19 protein-coding genes are annotated in these 21,916 nt (G+C 63.9%); 7 read left to right on the top strand and 12 right to left on the bottom strand.

Annotated elements, in window-relative coordinates; genetic code table 11:
* Window positions 1-142: 142 nt before the first annotated feature.
* Window positions 143-760, bottom strand: coding sequence for a LysR substrate-binding domain-containing protein (locus tag E2I15_RS05500; RefSeq protein ID WP_137477808.1), 618 nt, complete (start codon window positions 758-760; stop codon window positions 143-145).
* A gap of 53 nt (window positions 761-813) precedes the next feature.
* Between E2I15_RS05500 and E2I15_RS05495 the strand changes: the two genes are divergently transcribed.
* Entirely contained in the window at window positions 814-1,641 is an 828-nt protein-coding gene (locus tag E2I15_RS05495) for an oxidoreductase (protein WP_137477807.1), read from the top strand.
* Between the two features lie 105 nt (window positions 1,642-1,746).
* Here E2I15_RS05495 and E2I15_RS05490 read toward each other — a convergent pair whose 3' ends face one another.
* The 3 genes from E2I15_RS05490 to E2I15_RS05480 all read right to left on the bottom strand — a co-directional run bounded on the left by E2I15_RS05490 (window position 1,747) and on the right by E2I15_RS05480 (window position 5,444).
* Complete coding sequence (locus tag E2I15_RS05490; protein WP_137477806.1) at window positions 1,747-3,342, bottom strand: B12-binding domain-containing radical SAM protein; 1,596 nt, start codon at window positions 3,340-3,342, stop codon at window positions 1,747-1,749.
* A 244-nt stretch (window positions 3,343-3,586) separates the two neighbouring features.
* Window positions 3,587-3,955, bottom strand: coding sequence for a GNAT family N-acetyltransferase (locus E2I15_RS05485; RefSeq protein WP_338134456.1), 369 nt, complete (start codon window positions 3,953-3,955; stop codon window positions 3,587-3,589).
* On the bottom strand, window positions 3,945-5,444 hold the full coding sequence (locus E2I15_RS05480; protein ID WP_137477805.1) for an NAD(P)H-hydrate dehydratase: 1,500 nt from the start codon (window positions 5,442-5,444) through the stop codon (window positions 3,945-3,947). The genes E2I15_RS05485 and E2I15_RS05480 overlap by 11 nt, the downstream gene beginning before the upstream one ends.
* A 354-nt stretch (window positions 5,445-5,798) precedes the next feature.
* Between E2I15_RS05480 and E2I15_RS05475 the strand changes: the two genes are divergently transcribed.
* Window positions 5,799-6,137, top strand: a complete 339-nt coding sequence (locus tag E2I15_RS05475) for a P-II family nitrogen regulator (protein ID WP_011441447.1) — start codon at window positions 5,799-5,801, stop codon at window positions 6,135-6,137.
* Window positions 6,138-6,288: 151 nt separating this feature from the next.
* Window positions 6,289-7,698, top strand: coding sequence for a type I glutamate--ammonia ligase (gene glnA / locus E2I15_RS05470; RefSeq protein ID WP_018271875.1), 1,410 nt, complete (start codon window positions 6,289-6,291; stop codon window positions 7,696-7,698).
* 66 nt (window positions 7,699-7,764) lie between these two features.
* Here the strand turns inward: glnA and E2I15_RS05465 are convergent, their stop codons facing one another.
* The gene (locus E2I15_RS05465; protein ID WP_137477804.1) at window positions 7,765-8,028 is read right to left on the bottom strand and encodes a tautomerase family protein; all 264 of its coding nucleotides are present in this window, start codon (window positions 8,026-8,028) and stop codon (window positions 7,765-7,767) included.
* 153 nt (window positions 8,029-8,181) lie between these two features.
* On the opposite strand from E2I15_RS05465, the gene E2I15_RS05460 reads away from it, so the two are divergent.
* Together E2I15_RS05460 and E2I15_RS05455 are read left to right on the top strand one after the other, a co-directional pair.
* Window positions 8,182-9,159, top strand: a complete 978-nt coding sequence (locus tag E2I15_RS05460; protein ID WP_137477803.1) for a GlxA family transcriptional regulator — start codon at window positions 8,182-8,184, stop codon at window positions 9,157-9,159.
* Between the two features lie 185 nt (window positions 9,160-9,344).
* Window positions 9,345-10,574 (top strand): ABC transporter substrate-binding protein, encoded by a 1,230-nt coding sequence (locus E2I15_RS05455; protein WP_137477802.1) that lies wholly within the window; start codon window positions 9,345-9,347, stop codon window positions 10,572-10,574.
* A gap of 220 nt (window positions 10,575-10,794) precedes the next feature.
* On the opposite strand, the gene E2I15_RS05450 is transcribed toward E2I15_RS05455, so the two are convergent.
* A complete protein-coding gene (locus E2I15_RS05450; RefSeq protein WP_018271877.1) occupies window positions 10,795-11,862 on the bottom strand; it encodes an ABC transporter substrate-binding protein in 1,068 nt (355 codons plus the stop codon).
* 183 nt (window positions 11,863-12,045) lie between these two features.
* Window positions 12,046-14,349 carry a hybrid sensor histidine kinase/response regulator gene (locus E2I15_RS05445; RefSeq protein ID WP_137477801.1) on the bottom strand — a complete coding sequence of 768 codons (2,304 nt, stop codon included), beginning with the start codon at window positions 14,347-14,349 and terminating at the stop codon, window positions 12,046-12,048.
* Window positions 14,350-15,100: 751 nt separating this feature from the next.
* On the opposite strand from E2I15_RS05445, the gene E2I15_RS05440 reads away from it, so the two are divergent.
* Window positions 15,101-15,889, top strand: coding sequence for a coiled-coil domain-containing protein (locus E2I15_RS05440; RefSeq protein ID WP_137477800.1), 789 nt, complete (start codon window positions 15,101-15,103; stop codon window positions 15,887-15,889).
* Between the two features lie 1,027 nt (window positions 15,890-16,916).
* On the opposite strand, the gene E2I15_RS05435 is transcribed toward E2I15_RS05440, so the two are convergent.
* Window positions 16,917-17,687, bottom strand: coding sequence for a gamma-glutamyl-gamma-aminobutyrate hydrolase family protein (locus tag E2I15_RS05435; RefSeq protein WP_021079122.1), 771 nt, complete (start codon window positions 17,685-17,687; stop codon window positions 16,917-16,919).
* Window positions 17,688-17,965: 278 nt separating this feature from the next.
* Between E2I15_RS05435 and E2I15_RS05430 the strand changes: the two genes are divergently transcribed.
* The gene (locus tag E2I15_RS05430; protein ID WP_137477799.1) at window positions 17,966-19,108 is read left to right on the top strand and encodes an AI-2E family transporter; all 1,143 of its coding nucleotides are present in this window, start codon (window positions 17,966-17,968) and stop codon (window positions 19,106-19,108) included.
* A gap of 7 nt (window positions 19,109-19,115) precedes the next feature.
* Here E2I15_RS05430 and E2I15_RS05425 read toward each other — a convergent pair whose 3' ends face one another.
* From E2I15_RS05425 to rplM, 4 genes are all read right to left on the bottom strand, one after another.
* Window positions 19,116-19,352: a hypothetical protein gene (locus E2I15_RS05425; RefSeq protein ID WP_137477798.1), complete on the bottom strand. Its 237-nt coding sequence runs from the start codon at window positions 19,350-19,352 to the stop codon at window positions 19,116-19,118.
* A gap of 44 nt (window positions 19,353-19,396) precedes the next feature.
* On the bottom strand, window positions 19,397-20,614 hold the full coding sequence (locus E2I15_RS05420; RefSeq protein ID WP_137477797.1) for a GGDEF domain-containing protein: 1,218 nt from the start codon (window positions 20,612-20,614) through the stop codon (window positions 19,397-19,399).
* 249 nt (window positions 20,615-20,863) lie between these two features.
* Window positions 20,864-21,340 (bottom strand): 30S ribosomal protein S9, encoded by a 477-nt coding sequence (gene rpsI, locus E2I15_RS05415; RefSeq protein ID WP_137477796.1) that lies wholly within the window; start codon window positions 21,338-21,340, stop codon window positions 20,864-20,866.
* A complete protein-coding gene (gene rplM, locus E2I15_RS05410; protein ID WP_016840522.1) occupies window positions 21,340-21,804 on the bottom strand; it encodes a 50S ribosomal protein L13 in 465 nt (154 codons plus the stop codon). Before rplM ends, rpsI begins: the two co-directional genes overlap by 1 nt.
* Window positions 21,805-21,916 lie beyond the last annotated feature (112 nt).

The following is a 21,916-nucleotide window of genomic DNA, read 5'->3' as shown; positions in this document are numbered from 1 at the left end:
CTAACGAGTTGTTCAGTTCAGCCGATCAATGCCACACGCTCATCGGAGAGGTCCGGCGATCTCCAGTTCGCCTTGGGCAATAAAACGTAACGTGCCGCTCGCACGGAACTGTTTCAGTATGGCTGAGCCAGATGCGGATAGGTCAGCTCAAGCGCGTTTGCGATGATCGTCGGTTGGCCGAGGGTGATTGAACCCCGCCAATCCGGGCGGCCAGCTTCGTTTCCTCCCGTACCATGTCGACGAAAGCACGAAGTCCAGCCGTCATGTGACGGTGCCGCGGATAATAGAGACACAAGCCGGGAAATGGCGGCGTCCAGGCGTCCAGGACTGCCCGCAACGTTCCGGCGGCGAGATGCCCCGTCACCCAGAAATCGCTCACGAACGCCAGTCCCAGGCCCTCGAGGGCGGCCTCGACCATCAGGCTGTCATTGTCGAGGGTCAACCTGCCCGGGACATCCAGCACCATCTGCTCGCCGCCGCGCTTTTCGAACTCCCAGTGATAGAGCTTGCCGCTCGGCATCCGCCTGCGAATGCATTCATGGGCGAGGAGATCAAGCGGAGATCGAGGCACCGACGAGCGCGCGAAATAGCTTGGCGCGCCCACGACGATGAAACGAGTTTCCGGGCCGCAGGGAATCGCCACCATGTCCTGCGGCACGGCTTCGGCCAACCGGATGCCGGCATCAAAACCTTCCGCGACAATATCGATGGCACGCCCCTCCAGCGTTAGCTCGACCTTCATGTCAGGATAGCGCCGCATTAATCAAGCCGGACTATATCGAGCCCGCAATCTGGATCTAAAGGACATCTCCTATGGCAAAGACTTTCCTGATCACGGGCGTTTCGTCCGGCTTCGGCCGCGCGCTGGCGGAAGCCGCGCTGAGTGACGGCCATACCGTCGCCGGCACCGTGCGCAACGCAAACGACAGGCAGACGTTCGAAGCGCTCGGCGAAGGCGTGCACGCGGTGATCCTTGATGTCACCAACTTCGAAGCCGTCGCGCCCACCGTCGCCGAGGTTGAGAACCGTATCGGCGCGATCGACGTTCTCGTGAACAATGCCGGCTACGGCCACGAGGGCATTTTGGAGGAATCGTCGATCGACGATCTGCGGCGCCAGTTCGAGGTCAACGTCTTCGGCGCGGTGGCGATGATCCAGGCGGTGCTGCCCTTCATGCGCAAGCGCCGCGCCGGGCATATCATCAACATCACGTCGATGGGCGGAATCATCACGATGCCCGGTCTCAGCTACTATCACGGCAGCAAGTTCGCGCTGGAAGGGATATCCGAGGCCCTTGGCAAGGAGGTCAATGACCTCGGCGTCAAGGTCACCGCGGTCGAGCCCGGCGGCTTTCGCACCGACTGGGCTGGACGATCGATGGTACGGGCAGAACGGTCGATCGCGGACTATGACGCTGTCATCGATCCAATCCGCAAGCGCCGCATGGAAATGAGCGGCCGGCAGGTTGGCGATCCCAAAAAGGCCGCGCAGGCGATGCTGAAGCTCGCAATGTCGGCCGATCCACCGGCGCATCTGTTGCTCGGCAGCGATGCCGTGCGGCTGGTCGAGGAAAAATTCAAACTGCTGCAGGCCGAATTCGAGGCGTGGAAGGGCGTGTCGCTCTCCACCGACGTGGCCTGAATCGCGGCGGCCGCTCAAGCAAGAAGCCGAAGCTTCGGTCCTGATTCAATCAGAACCGAAGCTCTGGCGAACTTTGCCGTCCATCAAGCTGCAGAGTTGATGAACTCATTGCGCAAGCGCCGTGGCCCTCACCGCAGGCGTATCGTCCAACTCGGCAATCCGGCGTTCAATCTCACCGATCACGTATTTCGAGAACGGCCCGAAGTGCAAGTACAGCGCCATCAGCATCACGATGTAGCGAAGTGCGCCTGGATTGGACTTGGCGACCCCGACGAAGGTCTTCCAGAACGGCTCGCGAACCTCCGGCAGGGCACTGATCACCCTGTGTACGCCTTCGATGCCGCCAAGCCGCTTGCGGATGTCGCCATCCGGTAGGTCGCGGCGCCGGTCCGAGCGGTCGAGCATGGCGGCAAGCCGCGACAGCCGTCCTGCATAGGCCGTCGGGCTGTACACGTGCTCGAGCACGGTCTTGTAATCCGTGAGGATGTCGCGAAGCGGACGCTTGGTGTCGAAATTGCAGCCGAGCGTGCATTGGTCGCCCGCCTGCTCGACCTTCATGAGATCATGGCCCTCGTGCAGGCGGCCCTCCTGGGCCAGCCGCCGCGTCAGTTGCGTGCCGGGCAGCGCGTAGAGCAGCCCAACCATGCAGACTGGAATGCTCGCCTCCTCGATGAAGTCGATCATCGCCTGCGCCATCGAGACTTTCTCGGTGTCGAATCCGACGATGAAACCCGCGGTCACGAACATGCCATAGTCATAGATCTTGTGAACGCTCTCGGCGATGTTGCGCCTGGTGTTCTGCTTTTTCTTCATCTGCACGAGGGTCTCTGGATCCGGACTCTCAATGCCGACGAAAATGCCGAAGAAGTTGGCGTCCTTCATTGCCTGCAGCAGTTCGCTGTCGTCAGCGATATTGATCGAGGCTTCGGTCGAGAATTCGAACGGATAGTCCCGTTCTTCCAGCCAGGCTTTGAGCCGCGGCAGCAAGACTCGGAGGTTTTTCTTGTTGCCGATGAAATTGTCGTCGACGAAATCGACGTGCCCTCGATAACCATGATCGTAGAGCGCTTGCAGCTCGGCGAGAATCTGATCGGGGGTTTTGGTACGCGGCACGCGCCCGTACAGCTCGATAATGTCGCAGAACTCGCAGGTAAACGGGCAGCCGCGCGAATACTGCACGCCAATGAAGAGATAATGCTCGAACTTGATCAGATCGTAGCGGGGCATCGGGCTTAGCGTGACATCGATCTTGAATTTCTCGGCGGTGAACACGCCCTTGCGCTCACCGCGTTCCCAGGCGGCGATGAATTCCTCGATGATGTGCTCGGCCTCGCCGATCACCTGGAAGTCCGCATCCGCGTAGAGGTGCGGGCTGGAGGAGACGTCGGGCCCGCCGACACATACCGGCTTGCCGTGCTGGTGGGCGAGATCGATCAGGTGGAGAAAATCAGGCTGCTGGTTGAGCATACCGCCGATCATGACGAGATCGGCCCAGTCGAGGTCCGCGTCGGTCGAAGGCTCGGTGTTACGGTTGACGAGGCGAATCTCCCAGTGCTTCGGCAGCATGGCGGCCACGGTGATCAGTCCGAGTGGCGCCGCCGGATATTTCGCGCCGACGAGTTCGCAAGCCTCCGTATAGTTCCAGAAAGAATCCGGAACGAACTTCGGATAGATCATGAGGACGCGGCAGGGACTCGTCATGTTGCTCCGGTCCGTACCACAAAACCTCAAGGCTCAAGGGTACATTCGCTGGTCGATACAGGCATTAAGTGCTCAAAAGGTGGCGGATAGCCAGACGATATTTCGCCTTACCGCGAGCCCGGTCCTATCCCCGGGCCTGCCTGCTGTCAGCTATTCCGGTCAATATCACTCACCCGCCGGCCGGTGCGTCCAGCGATAGCGCACGCCCGGCTCCCTCTCCTCGTTGCCGCTGCCGTCGATCTCCTCAACCGCGACAAAACCGCGCGTCTCGTAGAAGCGGCGCGCGGGGGCGTTGCGCTGAAACGTCCAGAGCTGCAGCCGGCCCGGGTCTTGCGATCTCGAGCAGCGCGCCGCCGATGCCGCGGCCCTGTGCGGCCGGGAGCACGTCGAGCTGCTCGATCCGGCCGTCGCGGAAGGCGATCACGCCGCTCATCGCCGCGCCGTCGAACGGCCCCCATAGCGTGCAGGTAGCAAACATCCGCTCGCGATAGAACCAGCGATCTTCGTCGGGCGTGTGCAGGCCGGCGAGCCACGGCAGCGCCTCGTCGAGCGCCGCGCGATGCACGCCCGCGGCGGCATCCGTGTCGGCCGGCGCGAGCCGCCTAATACTCAATCCCGAACTCGTCATAGAGGCGGCGGAACACGGCGGGCAGCACTTCGGTGAGATCTTCCGCGATCAGGCCGGGACCCGCCTCGCTCGCGCTCTCGCCGTGCATCCAGACGCCGATGCTCGCGGCCTCGAAGGCCGCGACGCCCTGCGCCAAGAAACCCGCGATGATGCCTGCCAGCACGTCGCCGGCGCCGGCGGTGGCGAGCCACGGCGGCGCGTTGGCGGCGACGGTGGCGCGGCCGTCGGGAGACGCGATCACCGTGTCGGCACCTTTCAGCAGCACGACGGCGCCGGAGCGCTCGGCCGCCGCGCGCACGCGCTCGAGCTTGGAGCGACCGGGATGCTTGTTGGAGATATCGCTGAACAGCCGCGGAAACTCGCCCTCATGCGGCGTCAGCACCACCTGCTGACCGTCGCTTGCCCTGATCGCCTCGAACAGCCGGTCCGGCGCGCCGGCAAAGCTGGTCAGCGCGTCGGCGTCGAGCACCAGATGCCGCTGTGCCGACAGCGCGGTGTGGACGAAGTCACGGGTCCGCGCGCTGACCCCGGCGCCCGGACCGATCACGCAGGCATTGAGGCGCTTGTCGCCGAGCAACTCGGCGAACTGGATCGGGTTGTCGACCGCACGCACCATCACGGCGGTCAGCGCGGCGGCATTGACGGCGAGCGCGTCGCGCGGCGAGGCCAGCGTCACGAGGCCGGCGCCGGCGCGCAGCGCCGCGCGCGCGGCGAGCCGAGCCGCCCCGGTCGAGGCGAGATCGCCCGACACCACGACGGCATGCCCCCGCGCGTATTTATGGCCGTCGATCCGCGGCACCGGAAACGACCAGCGCCAGGCCTCCGGCAAGTTCTCCGCGGTCAGCGGCTTGATCTCGTCGAGCACCTGCGCGGCGATGCCGATGTCGGCAACCCGAACCCGGCCGCAATACATCCGGCCCGGCAGCAACAGATGCGCGGGCTTCTTGCGGAAGAAGGTGACGGTCTCGGTCGCCTGCACGGCCGCGCCCATCACCGCCCCGGTCGTGCCGTTGATGCCGCTCGGCAGGTCGACCGCCAGCACCGGCGTACCATTGGCATTGATCGCCGCGATCATCTCCAGCGGATCGCTCTTCACCGGCCGGTTGAGGCCGGCGCCGAACAGCGCGTCGATGATCAGCGCCGGCTTGCCCAGCGCCTGCGGGTTGAACGGCAGCACCGGATATTTCCAGCCCTTCGCCGCCAGCGCCGCGTCGCCCTGCAGGCTGTCGCGCTCGCAGAGCAGGATCACCGAGACCTCGCGGCCGCGCGCGGCAAGCTCGGCGGCGGCGACAAAACCGTCGCCGCCATTGTTGCCGCGGCCGGCGACCACCACGATCGGCCCCTTCTCGACCAGGTCCATCGCGGCTTCCGCGACGGCCTGGCCAGCGCTCATCATCAGCGCGAAGCCCGGCGTTCCGGCTGCGATGGTCAGCCGGTCGGCGCGTTCCATCTCGGTTGTGGTCAGAACGTCCATGCCGAATCCTCAATCGCTTCGCCTTTTCGAGAGGCAATTCCTGTGACGTTCGCGGGGTTTCTACTGGCCGACTGCATACGGTTTGATCTATTTGCCTATTTGTTAGGCTTGGATATCATAGCCCATGTGGTTCGATATCAGCCGATTGCCTGTTAAAAGGCTGATAACATTCCGAAATCGGGGACCTTAACAACTTGGCATAGACCCTGCTTTTGAGGAAGCCGCGCGCAAGGCCGCTTCATGCGACCATTGCGCGTGTTTCCGGCCACCGGCCGGAAGCCTTAAGACCAACCAGACTGCGCCCCACGCGCATCGAACTCGACCCTGCAATCTGCAATGCCCGGGAGGCGCTCAGTGAAGAAGATTGAAGCCATCATCAAGCCCTTCAAGCTCGACGAGGTGAAAGAAGCGCTCCAGGAAGTCGGACTGCAAGGCATCACCGTGACCGAGGCCAAGGGATTTGGCCGCCAGAAGGGCCATGCCGAACTGTATCGCGGTGCGGAATACATCGTCGACTTCCTGCCCAAGGTGAAGATCGAGATCGTGATCGGCGACGACCTCGTCGAAAAGGCGATCGACGCGATCCGCCGCGCGGCGCAGACCGGCCGGATCGGCGACGGCAAGATCTTCGTCTCCAACATCGAGGAAGCCATCCGCATCCGGACCGGCGAATCCGGGCTGGACGCTATTTAAGGGCGGTGCTATCCGGATTTTCTGACGGCAAAAGAGAAAAAAGGCTGCTTCGGCAGCCTGATTTCGTTTGAGTAGTCACACGAACTCGCCAAAAGCGGGAATAACGTCGCTCTCCGCTGGAAACCGACCCGCACATCCATAAGGGGTATTCATGAAGACCGCCAAAGACGTCCTGAAATCGATCAAGGACAACGACGTCAAATACGTCGACCTGCGCTTCACCGATCCGCGCGGCAAGTGGCAGCACGTCACCTTCGACGTCAGCATGATCGACGATGACATCTTCGCCGAGGGAACGATGTTCGACGGCTCGTCGATCGCCGGCTGGAAGGCGATCAATGAGTCCGACATGTGCCTGATGCCCGACCCGGTCACCGCGACGATCGACCCGTTCTTCGCCGAGACCACCATGGTCATCACCTGCGACGTGCTCGAGCCGACCACCGGCGAGCCCTACAACCGCGACCCCCGCGGCATCGCCAAGAAGGCCGAGGCGATGGTGAAGTCGATGGGCGTGGGCGACACCGTGTTCGTCGGCCCCGAGGCCGAATTCTTCGTGTTCGACGACGTGCGCTATTCGGCCGAGCCCTACAACACCGGCTTCCGCCTCGACTCCTCCGAGCTGCCGATCAACTCGGCGACCGAATATGAGGGCGGCAACCTCGGCCACCGCATCCGCACCAAGGCCGGCTACTTCCCGGTGCCGCCGCAGGACTCGGTGCAGGACATGCGCTCGGAGATGCTCGGCGCGATGGCCAAGATGGGCGTCAAGGTCGAGAAGCATCACCATGAAGTCGCTTCGGCCCAGCACGAGCTCGGCATGAAGTTCGACACCCTGACGCTGATGGCCGACCAGATGCAGGTCTACAAGTACTGCATCCACCAGGTCGCCCACATCTACGGCAAGACCGCCACCTTCATGCCGAAGCCGGTCTATGGCGACAACGGCTCGGGCATGCACGTCCACCAGTCGATCTGGAAGGACGGCAAGCCGACCTTCGCCGGCAACAAATACGCCGACCTGTCGGAGACCTGCCTGCACTATATCGGCGGCATCATCAAGCACGCCAAGGCGATCAACGCCTTCACCAACCCGTCCACCAACTCCTACAAGCGTCTGGTCCCGGGCTATGAAGCCCCGGTGCTGCTCGCCTACTCGGCGCGCAACCGTTCGGCGTCCTGCCGCATCCCCTACACCGCGAACCCGAAGGCCAAGCGCGTCGAGGTGCGTTTCCCCGACCCGATGGCCAATCCCTATCTCGGCTTCGCCGCGATGCTGATGGCCGGCCTCGACGGCATCAAGAACAAGATCGATCCGGGTCCGGCGATGGACAAGGACCTCTACGATCTGCCGAAGGAAGAGCTGAAGCAGATCCCGACCGTGTGCGGCTCGCTGCGCGAGGCGCTCGAGAGCCTCGACAAGGACCGCGCGTTCCTCAAGAACGGCGGCGTGTTCGACGACGACTTCATCGACGCCTATATCGAGCTCAAGATGACCGAGGTCGCACGTTTCGAAATGACCCCGCACCCGGTCGAGTTCGAGATGTACTACTCGCTGTAAGTTTTACGGCACCGACGACATGCGAAAGGCGCTTCCACCGGAAGCGCCTTTTGTTTTTGTACGCGACTACACCTTCGCCTTGGCGAGCCGCCGTCCGCCGGCGTCGAGCGCGCCGAATTTGCCCGCGATCATGTCCGGCGTCGGGATCATGCCGCCGAGCGACCAGCTCGCCGGCTCGCCCTCCTCGATCTTGACCCAGACGTTGGGGCGGAAGTCCGGGTTGCCCTGCCCCTCGATCTCGACCATGAGATCGGTGACGCGCTCCAGCAGCGCCTGTTTCTGCGCGACATCCAAGATGCCGCGGACGGTGGAAATGGTGACGTAAGGCATGGTCTCTCTCCATTGCTGAGGGTGTGACAACGCAGCGAAGATGGACCGGCCCCGGCACAATCAGGCAGTGGCCGATCGGACAGAGATCGGGCAATATCTGCCACCGCCGGATCGCGCTGATCGGCTAGCATGGCGGCAAATTCCGGAGATCTCATGAAGCTTGCGATTCTCGCGCTGGAAGGCTGCATGCAATCGGCGGTCGCCGGCATCGCCGACATCCTCACCCTCGCCAACCACGTGATGCAGCTGCGCGGCGGCAAGGCGCGCTTCAGCTGGCAGACGCTCTCGCTCGACGGCAAGGCGGTGCGCGCCGGCGGCGGCAAGTTGCTCGCCGTCGATGGTGCGGTGGGCAGGCGGACGGCGTGCGACGCGATCATCGTGCCGGGCAGCCTGGTCGATCATCTCACCGCCGAGCGCCTGCAACCGCAATATGACCGTGCCGGCGCCTGGCTGCGCCGGCAGCATGCCAGCGGCCGGCTGATCGGCGCGTTCTGCAGCGGCGTGCTGCTGCTCGCCAATGCCGGCTTGCTCGACGGCCGCCGCGCCACCATCACCTGGTGGCTGCAGAGCGAGCTTCGCCGCCGCCACCCCAAGGTCGATCTCGCCGGCGATGCCGTGATCACGCAGGCCGATCGTCTGGTCTGCGCCGCCGGCCCGATGTCGTGGGTCGATCTCCTGCTGCGGCTGATCGAGCTCGTCGAAGGCGCGGAGGTCGCAAAAATTTGCGCCGACTATGCGGTGATCGACACCGCGCAGCGCACCCAGGCGATCTTCATGCCGCTCGGCTACATGCTCGGCCAGGACCCGCTGCTGATGAAAGCGGACATGCTGGTGCGCCGCACCGGCAAGAACCCGATCACGGTGCGCGGCCTCGCGCACGCGCTCGGCCTCAGCGAACGCACGCTGAACCGCCGCTTCCGCGAACTGACCCACGAGCCGCCGCAGGCTTTCATCATGCGCCGCCGCGTCGAGCACGCCCGCACGCTGCTGGAGACCACGGCGCAGCCGATCAAGGCGATCGCCCGCGCCACCGGCTATGAGGACGAGAGCAGCTTTCGAAAAGCCTTCCGCAAGCTCACGCTTACCTCACCCCAGGCCTACCGCGCGCAGCGATCGATGCGCGCGGCCTGATCGCAGGAAGCCCGGAAGACTACGGTCAGCAACGCTGACGAACCTGATGACGTGCTGCGAACCGCATACAAGGTTGTGTTTCCGGGATCGACAACGCCTGGGGCTCGGGTGTTCACTGCCGGCAAGGACCCGAAAAGCGGCTTTCGATAAAACACACATTCATTTTGTGCATGGGGAGAAACGAGATGTCTTTCGTCGCTCGACGAATGGCGGCGCTTTCGACCGCTATCGCCATTCTCGCTGTCTGTGCTGGCAGCGCATTTGCCCAGAAGAAATACGACACCGGCGCAACCGATACTGAAATCAAGATCGGCAACATCATGCCCTACAGCGGGCCGGCATCCGCCTACGGCACCAGCGGCCGGGCCCAGGCGGCCTATTTCCGCAAGATCAACGCCGAGGGCGGCATCAACGGCCGCAAGATCAATTTCATCTCCTACGACGACAGCTACAGCCCGCCGAAGACGGTCGAGCAGGCGCGCAAGCTGGTCGAGGGCGACGAGGTCCTGCTGATCTTCGCCTCTCTCGGCACCGCATCCAACGGCGCGATTCAGAAATACATGAACGTGAAGAAAGTACCGCAGCTGTTCATTCAGACCGGTGCCACCAAGTGGAACGATCCGCAGAACTTCCCGTGGACCATGGGCTGGCAGCCCAGCTACCAGAGCGAGGGACGAATCTACGCCAAGCACATCCTGAAGGAAAAGCCGGGCGGCAGGATCGCGGTCCTCTACCAGAACGACGATTATGGAAAGGACTATCTCAAGGGCCTGAAGGACGGCCTTGGAGACAAGGCGGCGTCGATGATCGTCATCGAGGATGCGTATGAGGTGGCCGAGCCGACGATCGACACGCACATCGTCAAGATGAAATCGATGAATGCCGATGTATTCGTCGACATAGCCACGCCGAAATTCGCGGCGCAGGCCATCAAGAAGGCGGCCGAGATCGGCTGGAAACCGCTGCACATCCTCAACTCGGTCGGCTCCTCGCTCGGCGCCGTGATTCAGCCTGCCGGCTTCGAGAACGCGCAGGGCATCATCTCGGTGGCCTACCTGATGGATCCGCTCGATCCGCAATGGAAGGACGATCCCGGCATGAAGGCGTTCGACGACTATCTCTCCAAATATTTCCCCGAGGGCAATCGGGCCGACAGCCTGATTATGACGGGGTACAATGCCGCCCAGACGCTGGTTCAGGTGCTGAAGCAGTGCGGCGACGATCTCACGCGTGCCAACGTGATGAAACAGGCCGCCAGCCTGAAGGCCTTCCGGACCACCAACCTGCTTCCCGGCATCACGATGAACACCAGCCCGATCGATTTCGCGCCGATCAAGCAGATGCAGCTCAGACGACTCAGGGGCGAGCGATGGGAGCTCTTTGGGCCGATGCTCAGCGCAGAGGTGGGAGGTTAGCCGACCGCGGCCCCTCCCTGCGCCGCCCGGACTGTCCGAGTCCGCGTCATTGCGAGGAGCTCGCGACAAAATTGCAAAGCAATTTTGCGCTGAAGCGACGAAACAATCCACCTCCGCGTACGCGGAAAGATCGATTGCTTCGCGGAGCCTGTCATCCGGCGGCGCTTCGCGCCGACCGGGTGGCTCGCAAGGACGCTAATAGCTTTGGCTTGGCGAACGCCTACACCCGGAACAGCTTGGCGTACTTCGCCTTGATCTCCTCAGACTGCACCTGCACCTGGGCCGGATCGGCTTTCAGCATTTTCAGTTTGTCGAGCGGCACGTGCCCGGCCTTCTCCTTCACCTTGCCGTGGAACGAACGGTGCGCGAATTCGTCGGCCAGCATCTGTTGGGTCTCGGCGCTGAAGAAATAGCTCTGGAACAGCCGCGCGGCATTCGGGTTCGGCGCGTTCTTGAAGATGCCGCTGGGGACGATGATCAGCGGCGCGCCCTCGGTTGGATAGACCACCTCGACCGGCTTGCCCTGATCCTTGGCCAGCACGAGGTTATAGTCGTTGCCATCGGCCATCACCGCGCGCTCGCCGAGCAGGATCTTTTTCGGCGGATCGGCCGCCGACTGCACCTGCATCACCCGCTGCTGCGAAAGCTTCTCCAGATACGGCCAGCCGAGGTCGCGTGCCAGCACGAAGGTCGCGGTCATGATCGCGCCGGAGTAGCTCGGGTGCCCCTTGACGATCTTGCCGCGCCACTTGGGATCGAGCAGGTCGGCGTAGCTCTTCGGGGCCTCCTCGCGCTTCACCTGCTCGGTGTTGTAGCCGATCACCTCGAACCAGGCGCAGGATGTCGCCGAGGTGCCGTCGGGATCGATCTGGTCGGCCGGAAAATGCCTGGCGACGTCCTCCGGGACATAGGCCGCGAGCCAGTCGTTCTTCTTCCAGTCGAGATAATGCGCGGGATCGGTCGAATTGGCGACGTCGACGGCGTTGATGCCGCTGCCCTGCTCCTGCGCGATGCGCTGGAAGATGCGCTCCGCGCCGGAGCGCTCGACGCGGACGCTGATTCCGGGATATTTCTGCTCGAAGTCACGCGCGAGACGCTCGGCCGTGTTCAGTTCCAGCGCGCTGTAGAACGAGATCTTGCCTTCCTTCTTCGCGGCTGCGATCAACTCCGGCGTCACGGCTTCCGCCGGCGGCGCCGCCGCGCGCAGCGGCTCTGCGAATACCATGCCTGCGGCGGTGGCCGCCGTCACCTTGAGCCAGTCGCGCCTCGACCATTTGCGGTCCTGCATTCCATACTCCCTGAGATCGGGCCGTTGACCGGCCGCGCCTTTGTCGCGGGAGCTTAGCGCGTAGGATGGGTAGAGCGAAGCGAAACCCATCAAATAGCGGCCGCATCGGGGATGATAGGTTTCGCGCAGTTTATCATCGGGCCGGGCGTTGCGGACCCGTTGGCATCCAGGCGACGCCGCGGTCTACGTCTTCCCGGGCGGATTCTCGCGCAGGAAGCGTTCGAGATCGGGCTGCACGGAATAAGGCTGTGGAACCGGATCGCCCTGAAAGTCGACCTGAAGATCAAGGCAGCGCCGCAGCATCCGCGCCAGCTCGCCGCGCCGATAGGGCTTGGTGAGCAGCGGAATGCCGTGGCCGCCACGCCCCTGTTGTGCGGGCAGCACGCCGTCGCTATAGCCCGAGGTGAACAGCACCCGCAGTGCCGGGCGCCCCGCCATCAGTGTCTCCGCCAATTGCCGGCCGTTCATGCTGCCGGGCATCACGATATCGGTGAACAGAAGGTCGAACGCGGTGCCGCGTTTGACGATTTCGAGCGCGGCGTCCGCATTCGCCGCGACCAGCACGTGGTAGCCGAGGCTTTCGAGCTGGCCCGTGACATAGTCCCGGATCGTCGGGTCGTCCTCGACGCACAGGATCGTCTCGTCGCCGCCCCTGACGGGCAGATCGTCCTCCTCCGCCGCGCGCTGTGCAGTGCCGTCGGCCTTCGGCAGATAGATCCTGAAGATGGTGCCGTGCCCCTGCTCGCTCTTGACCTCGATCCCGCCGCCGCTTTGCTTGACGAAGCCGAACACCATGCTGAGCCCGAGCCCGGCGCCCTGCCCGACTTCCTTGGTGGAAAAGAACGGATCGAAGATCTTCTCCAGATGCGTCGGCGAAATGCCGGTGCCGTTATCGGTCACCTCGATCACGAGATGATCGCCGGCGCGCTCGACGCCGCACGCCACGGCGTCGGGAATCCCGAGCTGGACGTTGCGGGTCGCAAAGCTCAGCGTGCCGCCGTCAGGCATGGCATCGCGCGCATTGATGGCGAGATTGACCAGCGCGGCACCAAGCTGGCTGCGGTCGACGAAGGCGAGCCAGGCGTTGCGGCCGAGTTCCGTCCTGATCTCGGTCTGCGAGCCCAGCGTCTGCGACAGCAGCCGGACCACCTCGCCGATCAGATCGTTGACGTCGGTCTCGGCGGGCTGCAGCGGTTGCTTGCGCGCGAATGCCAGGAGGCTCGAGGTGAGCTGCGCGCCGCGATCGGCGGCATCGCTGATCAGCTTGGCGATCGCGGCAAGCTGCGGGTTGTCCTTGACGCCGTCGGCGAGGATCTCGATCGTGCCGGTGATCACGGTCAGCATGTTGTTGAAGTCGTGCGCGATGCCGCCGGTCAGCCGCCCCAGCGATTCCGACTTCTGCGCCTGGATCAACTGCTCCTCGGCGATCCGGCGCTGGCTGACATCCCTGAGAAAGGAATTGATGATCCAGCCATCGCCGCGGCGCAGCGCGTTGAGCGACACCTCGACATAGAACCTGTGACCGTCGCGGTGCAGGCACTCCGTTTCATAGCGCATGCCCATGCCGCCGGCCGCGGTTTCCTGCAGGAAGCGGGTGATCCGCTGCCGGTGCGCAAGGCGCAGCTCCTCCGGAAACACCAGTTCGACCACCCGATAGCCGACCGCCTCGGAGCGCGTCCAGCCGGTCAGCGCCTCGGCCTGCGGGCTCCAGTCGAGAATGAAGCCGTCCTGGTCGGTCTGGACGAAGGCGTCGAGCGCGGTCCTGACGATGGCCTGCGCCATCTGCTCGCTCTCGACCAGCGCCTGGTGTGCCCGCCGCTGCGCGGTGACGTCGTGCAGCACGGCGACCGCGCCCCGCAGATTGCCGGTATCGTCGCGTAGCGGCCGTGCGTTGACGACAAGGAAGACGGCCGGTTGCGGCGATTGCGGTTTGACGATCAGCTCGAAATCGTCGACGTCATCGCCGCGCAGCGCACGCGCCATCGGCGTGTCCGGGATCGGCATCACGGTGGTGCCGTCGGCATAATAGTTCTGGAAGGTGCGAACGCCGGTCAGGGTATCGAACCCGGGTTCGACGCTGTACAGCCGCCGCGCCGCGGCGTTGACGATCACGATCATCCCGTGCTCGTCGGCGACCACCACCGGATCGCGGATGCTCTCGACGGTCTTCTCCAGCAGGTGCTGCCTGCTGCCCAGCTGCGCCGACAATTCGGCCAGCGTCGCCGCGAGCTGAGCGGTCTCGCCGTCATCGCTCGAGCCGAGCGAGACCTGCTGGCCGCGCGACAGCGCCTCCGCCGCCCGCACCAGCTGGGCGGGCGTCCTGGACAGCGATCTCGCAATCACCTCAGCCGTCATCAATACCACCGCAACCGCGCCACCCGCGAGCAGAATGCCCGGCCAGGTCACGCCATGGATGAAGCCCAGCGCGAGCAGGAGCGCGGCGACGGGAAACATCATCCCCATCGCCAGACGGCCCGACAAATTCATCCCGACCACCCCCTCGTGTCGGCTGCACCGAAAATGGAAAAGGAAAAACAGTAATCCGGAAAGGGGTGTCGGCGCCGGAGCAAATATCCCTGTTGCTTAGCCGAGTCCGGCGCGGCATTCCGCCACTTTCGTATCCGTATTAGTACGGAGAAAGACCGTTTCCGGCGCGCGCTCGATACCGGAAGTACGGCTGCGGCCTGTCAACCAGCCGGACATCTCGCCAGCAGCGCAACTCAACACACTGAGAATCCGCGTGAAGGCCCCGGAGTACATGTCTTGGCGCCACGGTCAGGCACCGGCCGAACGCGCCATGCAGGATGCCGACATGGTCGCTCGCCGAACATGCAGTGCTCCGCATCCCCGCGTTCGGGGTCCGGCCCAGCCCTCCCCGGCGCTTGGCGACATTCTCAACGCCGACTAACGACACCTCGAAGTACCTCGGCTCCGAGACGCATTAGATGTTCGCGCTCGATATCGTGAGGCGGCCGAACGCGACCCCGATCCACGAGCTCGAGCGCTCCATGGCAAGCGGTGTTCCCGATTGCGGACGAACAATATCTCGGTCAAAATCGTCGGGACAGTTCAGGAAGGGTGAGCTGATAAGAGAAAGACGATGTGACGTACAGGCCGCATCCTCATCCCTGAGAAACTTAAGCTGCAAATACCCATCCGGGTCCCGTTGAATGTTAGCGCGCCGAAGAGCGGATCTGCTCTCAAGGCGGGAGACCTTGCATTTGATACGGAGCACAAAATGGATTCCATGCTGGATGACAGGAGCGCGGAAGGGCGGCTCGCGAGCTTGGAAGAGCAGCTTTCGAACCTCGCGCGCGAAGCGGGAGTCACGCCTTCCAACTCGCCGACCACCAGGAAGGCGTTTCGCGCGCCGCTAGCGACGGTTCATCGATTGGCGGATTGGCGCCACCTGGCTGTTGTCGGTTCTGTGCTGGCAGCATGCATTGGTGGCGCTGCTTGGTGGTGGTCGTCACCCACAGATACGGCGATGGTGGCCTCCTCTGGACACTCCTCACCTCCTGCGCAAACCCCACCGAAAGACGCCGCGCCGAAAGACGTTGCGCCGACTGCCGCCGCACTTTCTTCCGACCTGGCGCAGCAGCTTCAACCGATGGCGCGCGATCTCGCTGCCTTGAGGCAAGCGATCGAACAGCTTGAGGTGAGGCAAGAACAATTGGTCCGCGACCATAAAGACCTCGCAAGCCAATTCGAGGCGAGCCAAGCAGAAATGGCGCGCAGCAAAGGTATCATCGACCAGATCAAGGCGACCCAGGATCAGATGGCGCGCGAAAGCGAGACGGTCACCGAGCGGCTCAACGCTAGCCAGGAACAGCTGGCCGGTGTCATCGCCAACGCCGCGGAGCCAAAGGTGAGCCCCGAACAGCCAACGGTAAACCCGGAAATACCCCTGCCGCGCGCGCGGCCGGCGACCAACGTTGCCCAGCCCCGCAAACCGGCGCCACCCCCGGCGCGGCCGCACGCCACCGCCAAACCGCAACCGCCGGCATGGCCATGGTCAGTGCGCTAATGCCGTGACGTGCTTGCTTCCTGCGCGCCATCGACGCGGCAACACCCATACCTGCATTTGCGATCAATGAAGCAACACGAAGAGGCCGCTGGCGCTGGTCAGCGGCCTCTTGAACCTGATCTTAAATGAACGTCTTGGTGGTAAAATCTTTGCTTCAGGTCCGCCATTATTAGACGGGGAATTCGCCACACAGTGAAGCCCCAACAGGTGCGACGCTCAACGGAACTCTTGTGACGTTGCAGGGACAACACACTTTGCGTTGGGGACGCTCCACACGCCTGCCGCTCGGCTCATGGCTTGCCGAACCAAGGTGCGCCAAGCCGACCCGACGGGCAACTCAGCAAAACCTGTCAATCCTCGCGCGCGAAAATATTTCGCTTTATCCGAAGCGCAACTCAGTGTATGAATTCCCCGTCTCACCCGATCGAGGGGCGCTTCGCGGTCGTCACGAACGTGGGTCGAGATGCGGTGGACGCTGAGCGTGGTGCTGACGAGAGCGCGCAAGGCGGACGGCGAAATCGTGCAGGCCTGACGCCCTAACGGCAGGTGTCTTTTCACATTGCGCGATGCGCGTTGTGGAGACGGTGACAACAAAGCCCAGTCTCGCCGGGGAGAGCACGTATAAGCCGTAACCCATCGCGCAGGGAAAGCCGGGTTGTTCCCGGTTACACCTGTGGTCCTACCCCCGAGCTTTCTATCCTATGCTCGGGGCCCATGGGTGCGATCGGCACCCGGCTTTCCCTGCGCCCTCTGCTCAAGAGAGGGCCCAACGAAGAGCAAAGCTCGGACAAAACATGTCGCGAGAACGCGAAGTTATGACCGCTGACCGCGCAACACACTCAATGTCGTCCCGGCGAAGGCGGGACCCATTACCACCGATGGTCATTGTTGAGCAGTGCTGCAATGACGAGTCCCCTCCACAACACCCGCTGCGGAGTATGGGTCCCGGCCTTCGCCGGGACGACAGCTCGTTTTCCGGAGACGACGTCGTGATTAAACGCGCAGGGACGATGGCGGTGAAACCGTCCTACGCCGCCCGCCGCCGCTCGCGCAGCGCGTCGCCGAAGGCTTCGAACAGGGCGCGGTTGATCGGATTGCGCTGCGGATCGTATTCGGCGTGCCACTGCACACCCAGCGCAAAGCCCGGCGCATCGGCGATGCGGATCGCCTCGATGGTGCCGTCCTCGGCAATGCCCTCGATCACGACGCGCTTGCCGGGCTCGAGGATGCCCTGGCCGTGCAGCGAATTGACCCGAATGGTCTCCCGGCCGAGGATTTTTGCAAACGCGCCGCCCGGCGTCAGTGCGACGTCATGACGGTCGGCGAACACAACGGTCGGGTCAGGATGGATTTCGCCGTTCTCGAGCCGCGGCATCCGGTGGTTCATGCGGCCCGGAATCTCGCGGATCTCCGGATGCAGCGAGCCGCCGAAGGCGACGTTCATCTCCTGCAGGCCGCGGCAGATGCCGAAGATCGGAACGCCGCGTGCGACGCAGGCCTCCGACAGCGCCAGCGCGACGTCGTCACGGTGGATGTCGTAGGGCTCGTGGGCGGCACACGGTTCGGTGTTGAAGCGGGTCGGATGAACATTGGCGCGGGCCCCGGTCAGCACAACCCCGTCGACCACGTCGAGCAAGGCGCCGACCTCGGTGATTTCGGGGCTGCCCGCGAACATCAGCGGCACCGCGCCCGACACCTCGGCAACCGCGCGAAGGTTGCGCTCCCCGACCATCTGGACTGTGAAACGATTTTCGATGCGATGGGCGTTTCCGATCACGCCGACCACGGGCCGTCTCATTATTGAAGTCTCGCGCAATGATTCTTCTAAGTTTGCGACGTTGCGGAAACGATCATGCCTTCGAGTTCCCGCCGGATCAACTGTCTATATCTGCACAGGGGGGCTTGCAGTCCTGCACAGATTCGCACCCCTCGGGACCCAAAGCCGGCCGGACGGCCCCACCAATCGCGCCCGGCGCCACAGCGCGTCAGCGGCAAACCGGCACGGTCCCGCCAGCTTGATCCCGGCGGGATTTTCGCCAAAGACTGTTTCGGACCGTCGCGAAGGGGGAATCACCCGTGACAGACTCGGCTGACAATCGCCTGCAGGCCCGCAACGACTTGGCGTGGGCGATCGCCGTCGGCGGCATCGGCGTGGTGCTGTTCGCTGCCCTGCTGACCTTCGCCTGGCATTTCGCCGCGACCCTGTTCCTGCTGTTCGCGGGCATGCTGCTCGGGGTCGCCCTCAATGCCATGACCACCCTGCTCGGCCGGCTAACCAAGCTGCCCCACGCGTTGCGGCTTGCGATCGTCTGCCTGGCGATGGCCGGGCTGCTGTCCGGCATCGTGTTCCTCGGCGGCACCACGATCGCGCAGCAGGCCACGGTGCTGAGCAACACGATCAAATCGCAGCTCGGCAGCGTCAAGGACTTCCTCGAACAGCACGGGGTCGACACCAGCTATCTCGATTTCACCAATGCCGCCGGCGAGGCGAAGGGCGAAGGCAGCGCCGTGACGACGACGACAACGACGACGACACCCGCGCCGTCCCAGTCCCACGGCATCCCCGGCGCCGGCGCGCTGGCCTCCAGCGGCGGCGCCATCATCAGCCAGACGCTGAAGGTGCTGCTCGGCACCGTCAGCGTCGTCGGCAACTTCTTCATCGTGCTGTTTCTCGGGCTCGCCTTCGCGGCCCAGCCAGGCATCTACCGCGCCGGGCTGTTGTTCATCGCGCCGGCGAAGTACCGCGCGCAAGCGACAGTCATCGTCGACCGCATCGGCGAGACGCTGGAGCGCTGGCTGATCGCGCAGATCATCACGATGACGGCGGTGTTCCTCGTCACCTGGATCGGGCTTGCCATCATCGGCATTCCGAGCTCGTTCATCCTCGGCATCCAGGCCGGCCTGCTCGCCTTCATCCCGACGGTCGGCGCTATCCTCGGCGGGCTGATCGTGGTGCTGGCGAGCCTGGCGACGGGATGGATCGCGGCGCTGTCGGCCTTCATCCTGTTCCTCGGCGTCCACGCGCTGGAAAGCTACGTGCTGACGCCGATCATCCAGCGCCAGGCGCTCGACATCCCGCCGGCGACGTTGTTCGCGTTCCAGATCCTGCTCGGCGTCGTGTTCGGCATCTGGGGGCTGGCGCTGGCACTGCCGCTGATGGCGATCGCCAAGGTGATGATCGACCACTTCAAGACGGAGGATCCGGCGCGGACCGCGTGACCGCTCGTCAGGAGAGCAGCAGCACGGTTCCCGCGACCATCAGCATCACGCCGGCCAGCATCACAATCGGCCAGCGGCTCTTCGGCGGCTGGTAACGCCCCTGCGCGCGCCGTTCGGCGATCAGCGCGGTCTCGTACTCATTGGAGTCCGAGAACAGGCAGGCGAAACCGCTCCGCGCCGAAACCGCGTCGGCTTCGAGCGACATCAGGGCTGACTGCGGATTGCGGGTGCTGATCGACTCCATGCCCGAAAGCATGGGATCGAATGGTTAACCATTCGTTACCGCACTCACACCCGGACGCTCGCCGGCTTTTGCCGCGCCGAAGCCGGCAGGCCCGCGGTCTTGCGCCGCCAGTTCTCCAGCGAGAGCGGCAATTCCTCAGCCGCCTCGACGCGGTTGCGGCCGCCGCGCTTGGCTTGGTAGAGCGCGGTGTCGGCCGAGGCCAGCAGCACCTCGAGCTCGGTGCCGGCGGGACCGCCGGCGACGCCGATGCTGACCGTGGTGTCGACCGCGCCTTCCTCGCAGGTGATGTTGCTGTTCTCGAAGGCTTCGCGCACGCGCTCGGCGACCAGCACACCTTCCTCCAGCGAGCACGGCAGCAGCGCCGCGAATTCCTCGCCGCCGATCCGGCCCGACAGATCGCTGATCCTGAGGCTGTTGACCACGACGGCGGAGAACAGTTTCAGGATCTCGTCACCCGCGGGATGGCCGAAGCGGTCGTTGATCGACTTGAAGTGATCGATGTCGAAGATCATCACGGTGACCGGCCGGCCGGCAACGGACTCGCGCTCGATCACCCGGGCGCAGGCCTCGGTGAAGCCGCGGCGGTTGAGCATGCCGCTCAAGGGATCGATCGACGCAGCCGTCTTGTGCACGGCCACCGCGCGGTCCGACACCATCATGAAGATCACGAATACCGTGCCGATCGCGTACAGCACGAGCTCGATCGAAAACAGCGTAACCCAGAAGCTGGAGACGAAATTCTGGCCGTTCAATCGCAGCAGGTCGCCGACCAGGATCGGCAGCATCAGGACGCAACCGTGCGCGACCGGGATGACGATCGCAAGCCAGCGCCGCTGCATCGCGCGGCGGCGCTCGCTCCACAGTTCGGAGGCGGTCAGCGCGGCGTAGATCGCGACGATCCCGGCGCCGATCGTCAAGCGCATCGCGGGATCCTCAACCGTCGTCACCGCCCCGATCCATGCGATCGGGCCGAGCACGAGACCCAGCAGGTTGGCCTTGCGGCCGTGGAAAATGCGCGCGGCATTCCAGACCAGGCCGCAGGCGGCGAAGCCGATCGCATTGAGGCCCAGCAGAACCATCGGATCGAGCGTCGAACTGCCGACCGTCCAGACCGCGACCGAGGCCGCGCCGAGCAGATAGGCGGTACCCCACCATTTCAGCGCGGAAATGTTCTCCTGCCTGCCGAACAACCACAGCATGGCGCCGAGCATGCCCGCGACCATGGTGGCGAACAAATAAAGTGTCGATGGATCGAACGACATGAACTCACCCCAGCCCGGTGTGATGCAACGTTCGCAGGCGCAAATAAATACGGTGATGCAGCGCCACTGCGAGCCCGCAAGCTAGAAGGTGCGAGTTCCAATTTCGTTTGCACGCACACGCAAGTTTTCATGAAAAACTGCGCTAATTCGCGCCGAAGCATCGCCGGTCGAGCGCAGCAAAAAGGGCGCCTCGCGGCGCCCTCTGCAACTCGATGCCCGCGGCAACTGCCGCGAATTGTAAAACTCGAATTAGCGCTTCGAGAACTGGAAGGACTTGCGGGCCTTCGCCTTGCCGTACTTCTTGCGCTCGACCGAGCGGCTGTCGCGGGTCAGGAAGCCGCCCTTCTTGAGGACGCCACGCAGCTCGGGCTCGAAGTTGGTCAGCGCCTTCGAGATGCCGTGGCGGACAGCACCGGCCTGGCCGGACAGACCGCCGCCGGCGACGGTGCAGATCACGTCGTACTGGCCGTTACGGGCGGCAGCGACCAGCGGCTGCTGGATCATCATGCGCAGCACCGGGCGGGCGAAGTAGACTTCGAACTCGCGGGTGTTGACCGAGATCTTGCCGGAGCCCGGCTTGACCCAGACGCGGGCGACGGCGTCCTTGCGCTTGCCGGTGGCGTAAGCGCGGTTGTACTTGTCGACCTTCTTGACGTATTTCGGCGCGTGGGGCGCGGCCGGCTTGACCTGCGAGAGCTGGTCGAGGGACTGCAACGTATCGGACATTATGCGGCCCTCGTGTTCTTGCGATTCAGGGAAGCGATATCGACCTTCTCGGGGCTCTGCGCTTCATGCGGATGATCGGCACCCGGATAGACGCGCAGATTGCCCATCTGCATGCGGCCGAGCGGACCGCGCGGGATCATGCGCTCGATCGCCTTCTCGACGACGCGCTCGGGGAAGCGACCCTCGAGGATCTGCTTCGCGGTGCGCTCCTTGATGCCACCGATGAAGCCGGTGTGCTTGTAGTAGGTCTTCTGGTCGCGCTTGCGACCGGTCAGCACCACATGCGCGGCGTTGACGATGATGACGTTGTCGCCGCAATCGACATGCGGGGTGTAGGTGGGCAGGTGTTTGCCGCGCAGGCGCATCGCGACGAGCGTGGCGAGACGACCGACGACCAGACCCTTGGCGTCGATCACGACCCACTTCTTCGTCACTTCGGCGGGCTTGGCCGAGAACGTGCTCATGTGTGAAATCCGTGAAAAGGAAATCGGCGCCGTATGCGCCGAACTGGGCAGCTTTCTAGAGAAGCGGCGATCACCCGTCAATGCTTACGCGCTCAATTTACATTAGCTAAAA

It is taken from the genome of Bradyrhizobium sp. BR2003 (assembly GCF_009720285.1).
Taxonomy (GTDB): domain Bacteria; phylum Pseudomonadota; class Alphaproteobacteria; order Rhizobiales; family Xanthobacteraceae; genus Bradyrhizobium; species Bradyrhizobium elkanii.
Note: the sequence above shows the minus strand (reverse complement) of the source record. Positions and strands in the feature narration are given on the sequence as shown.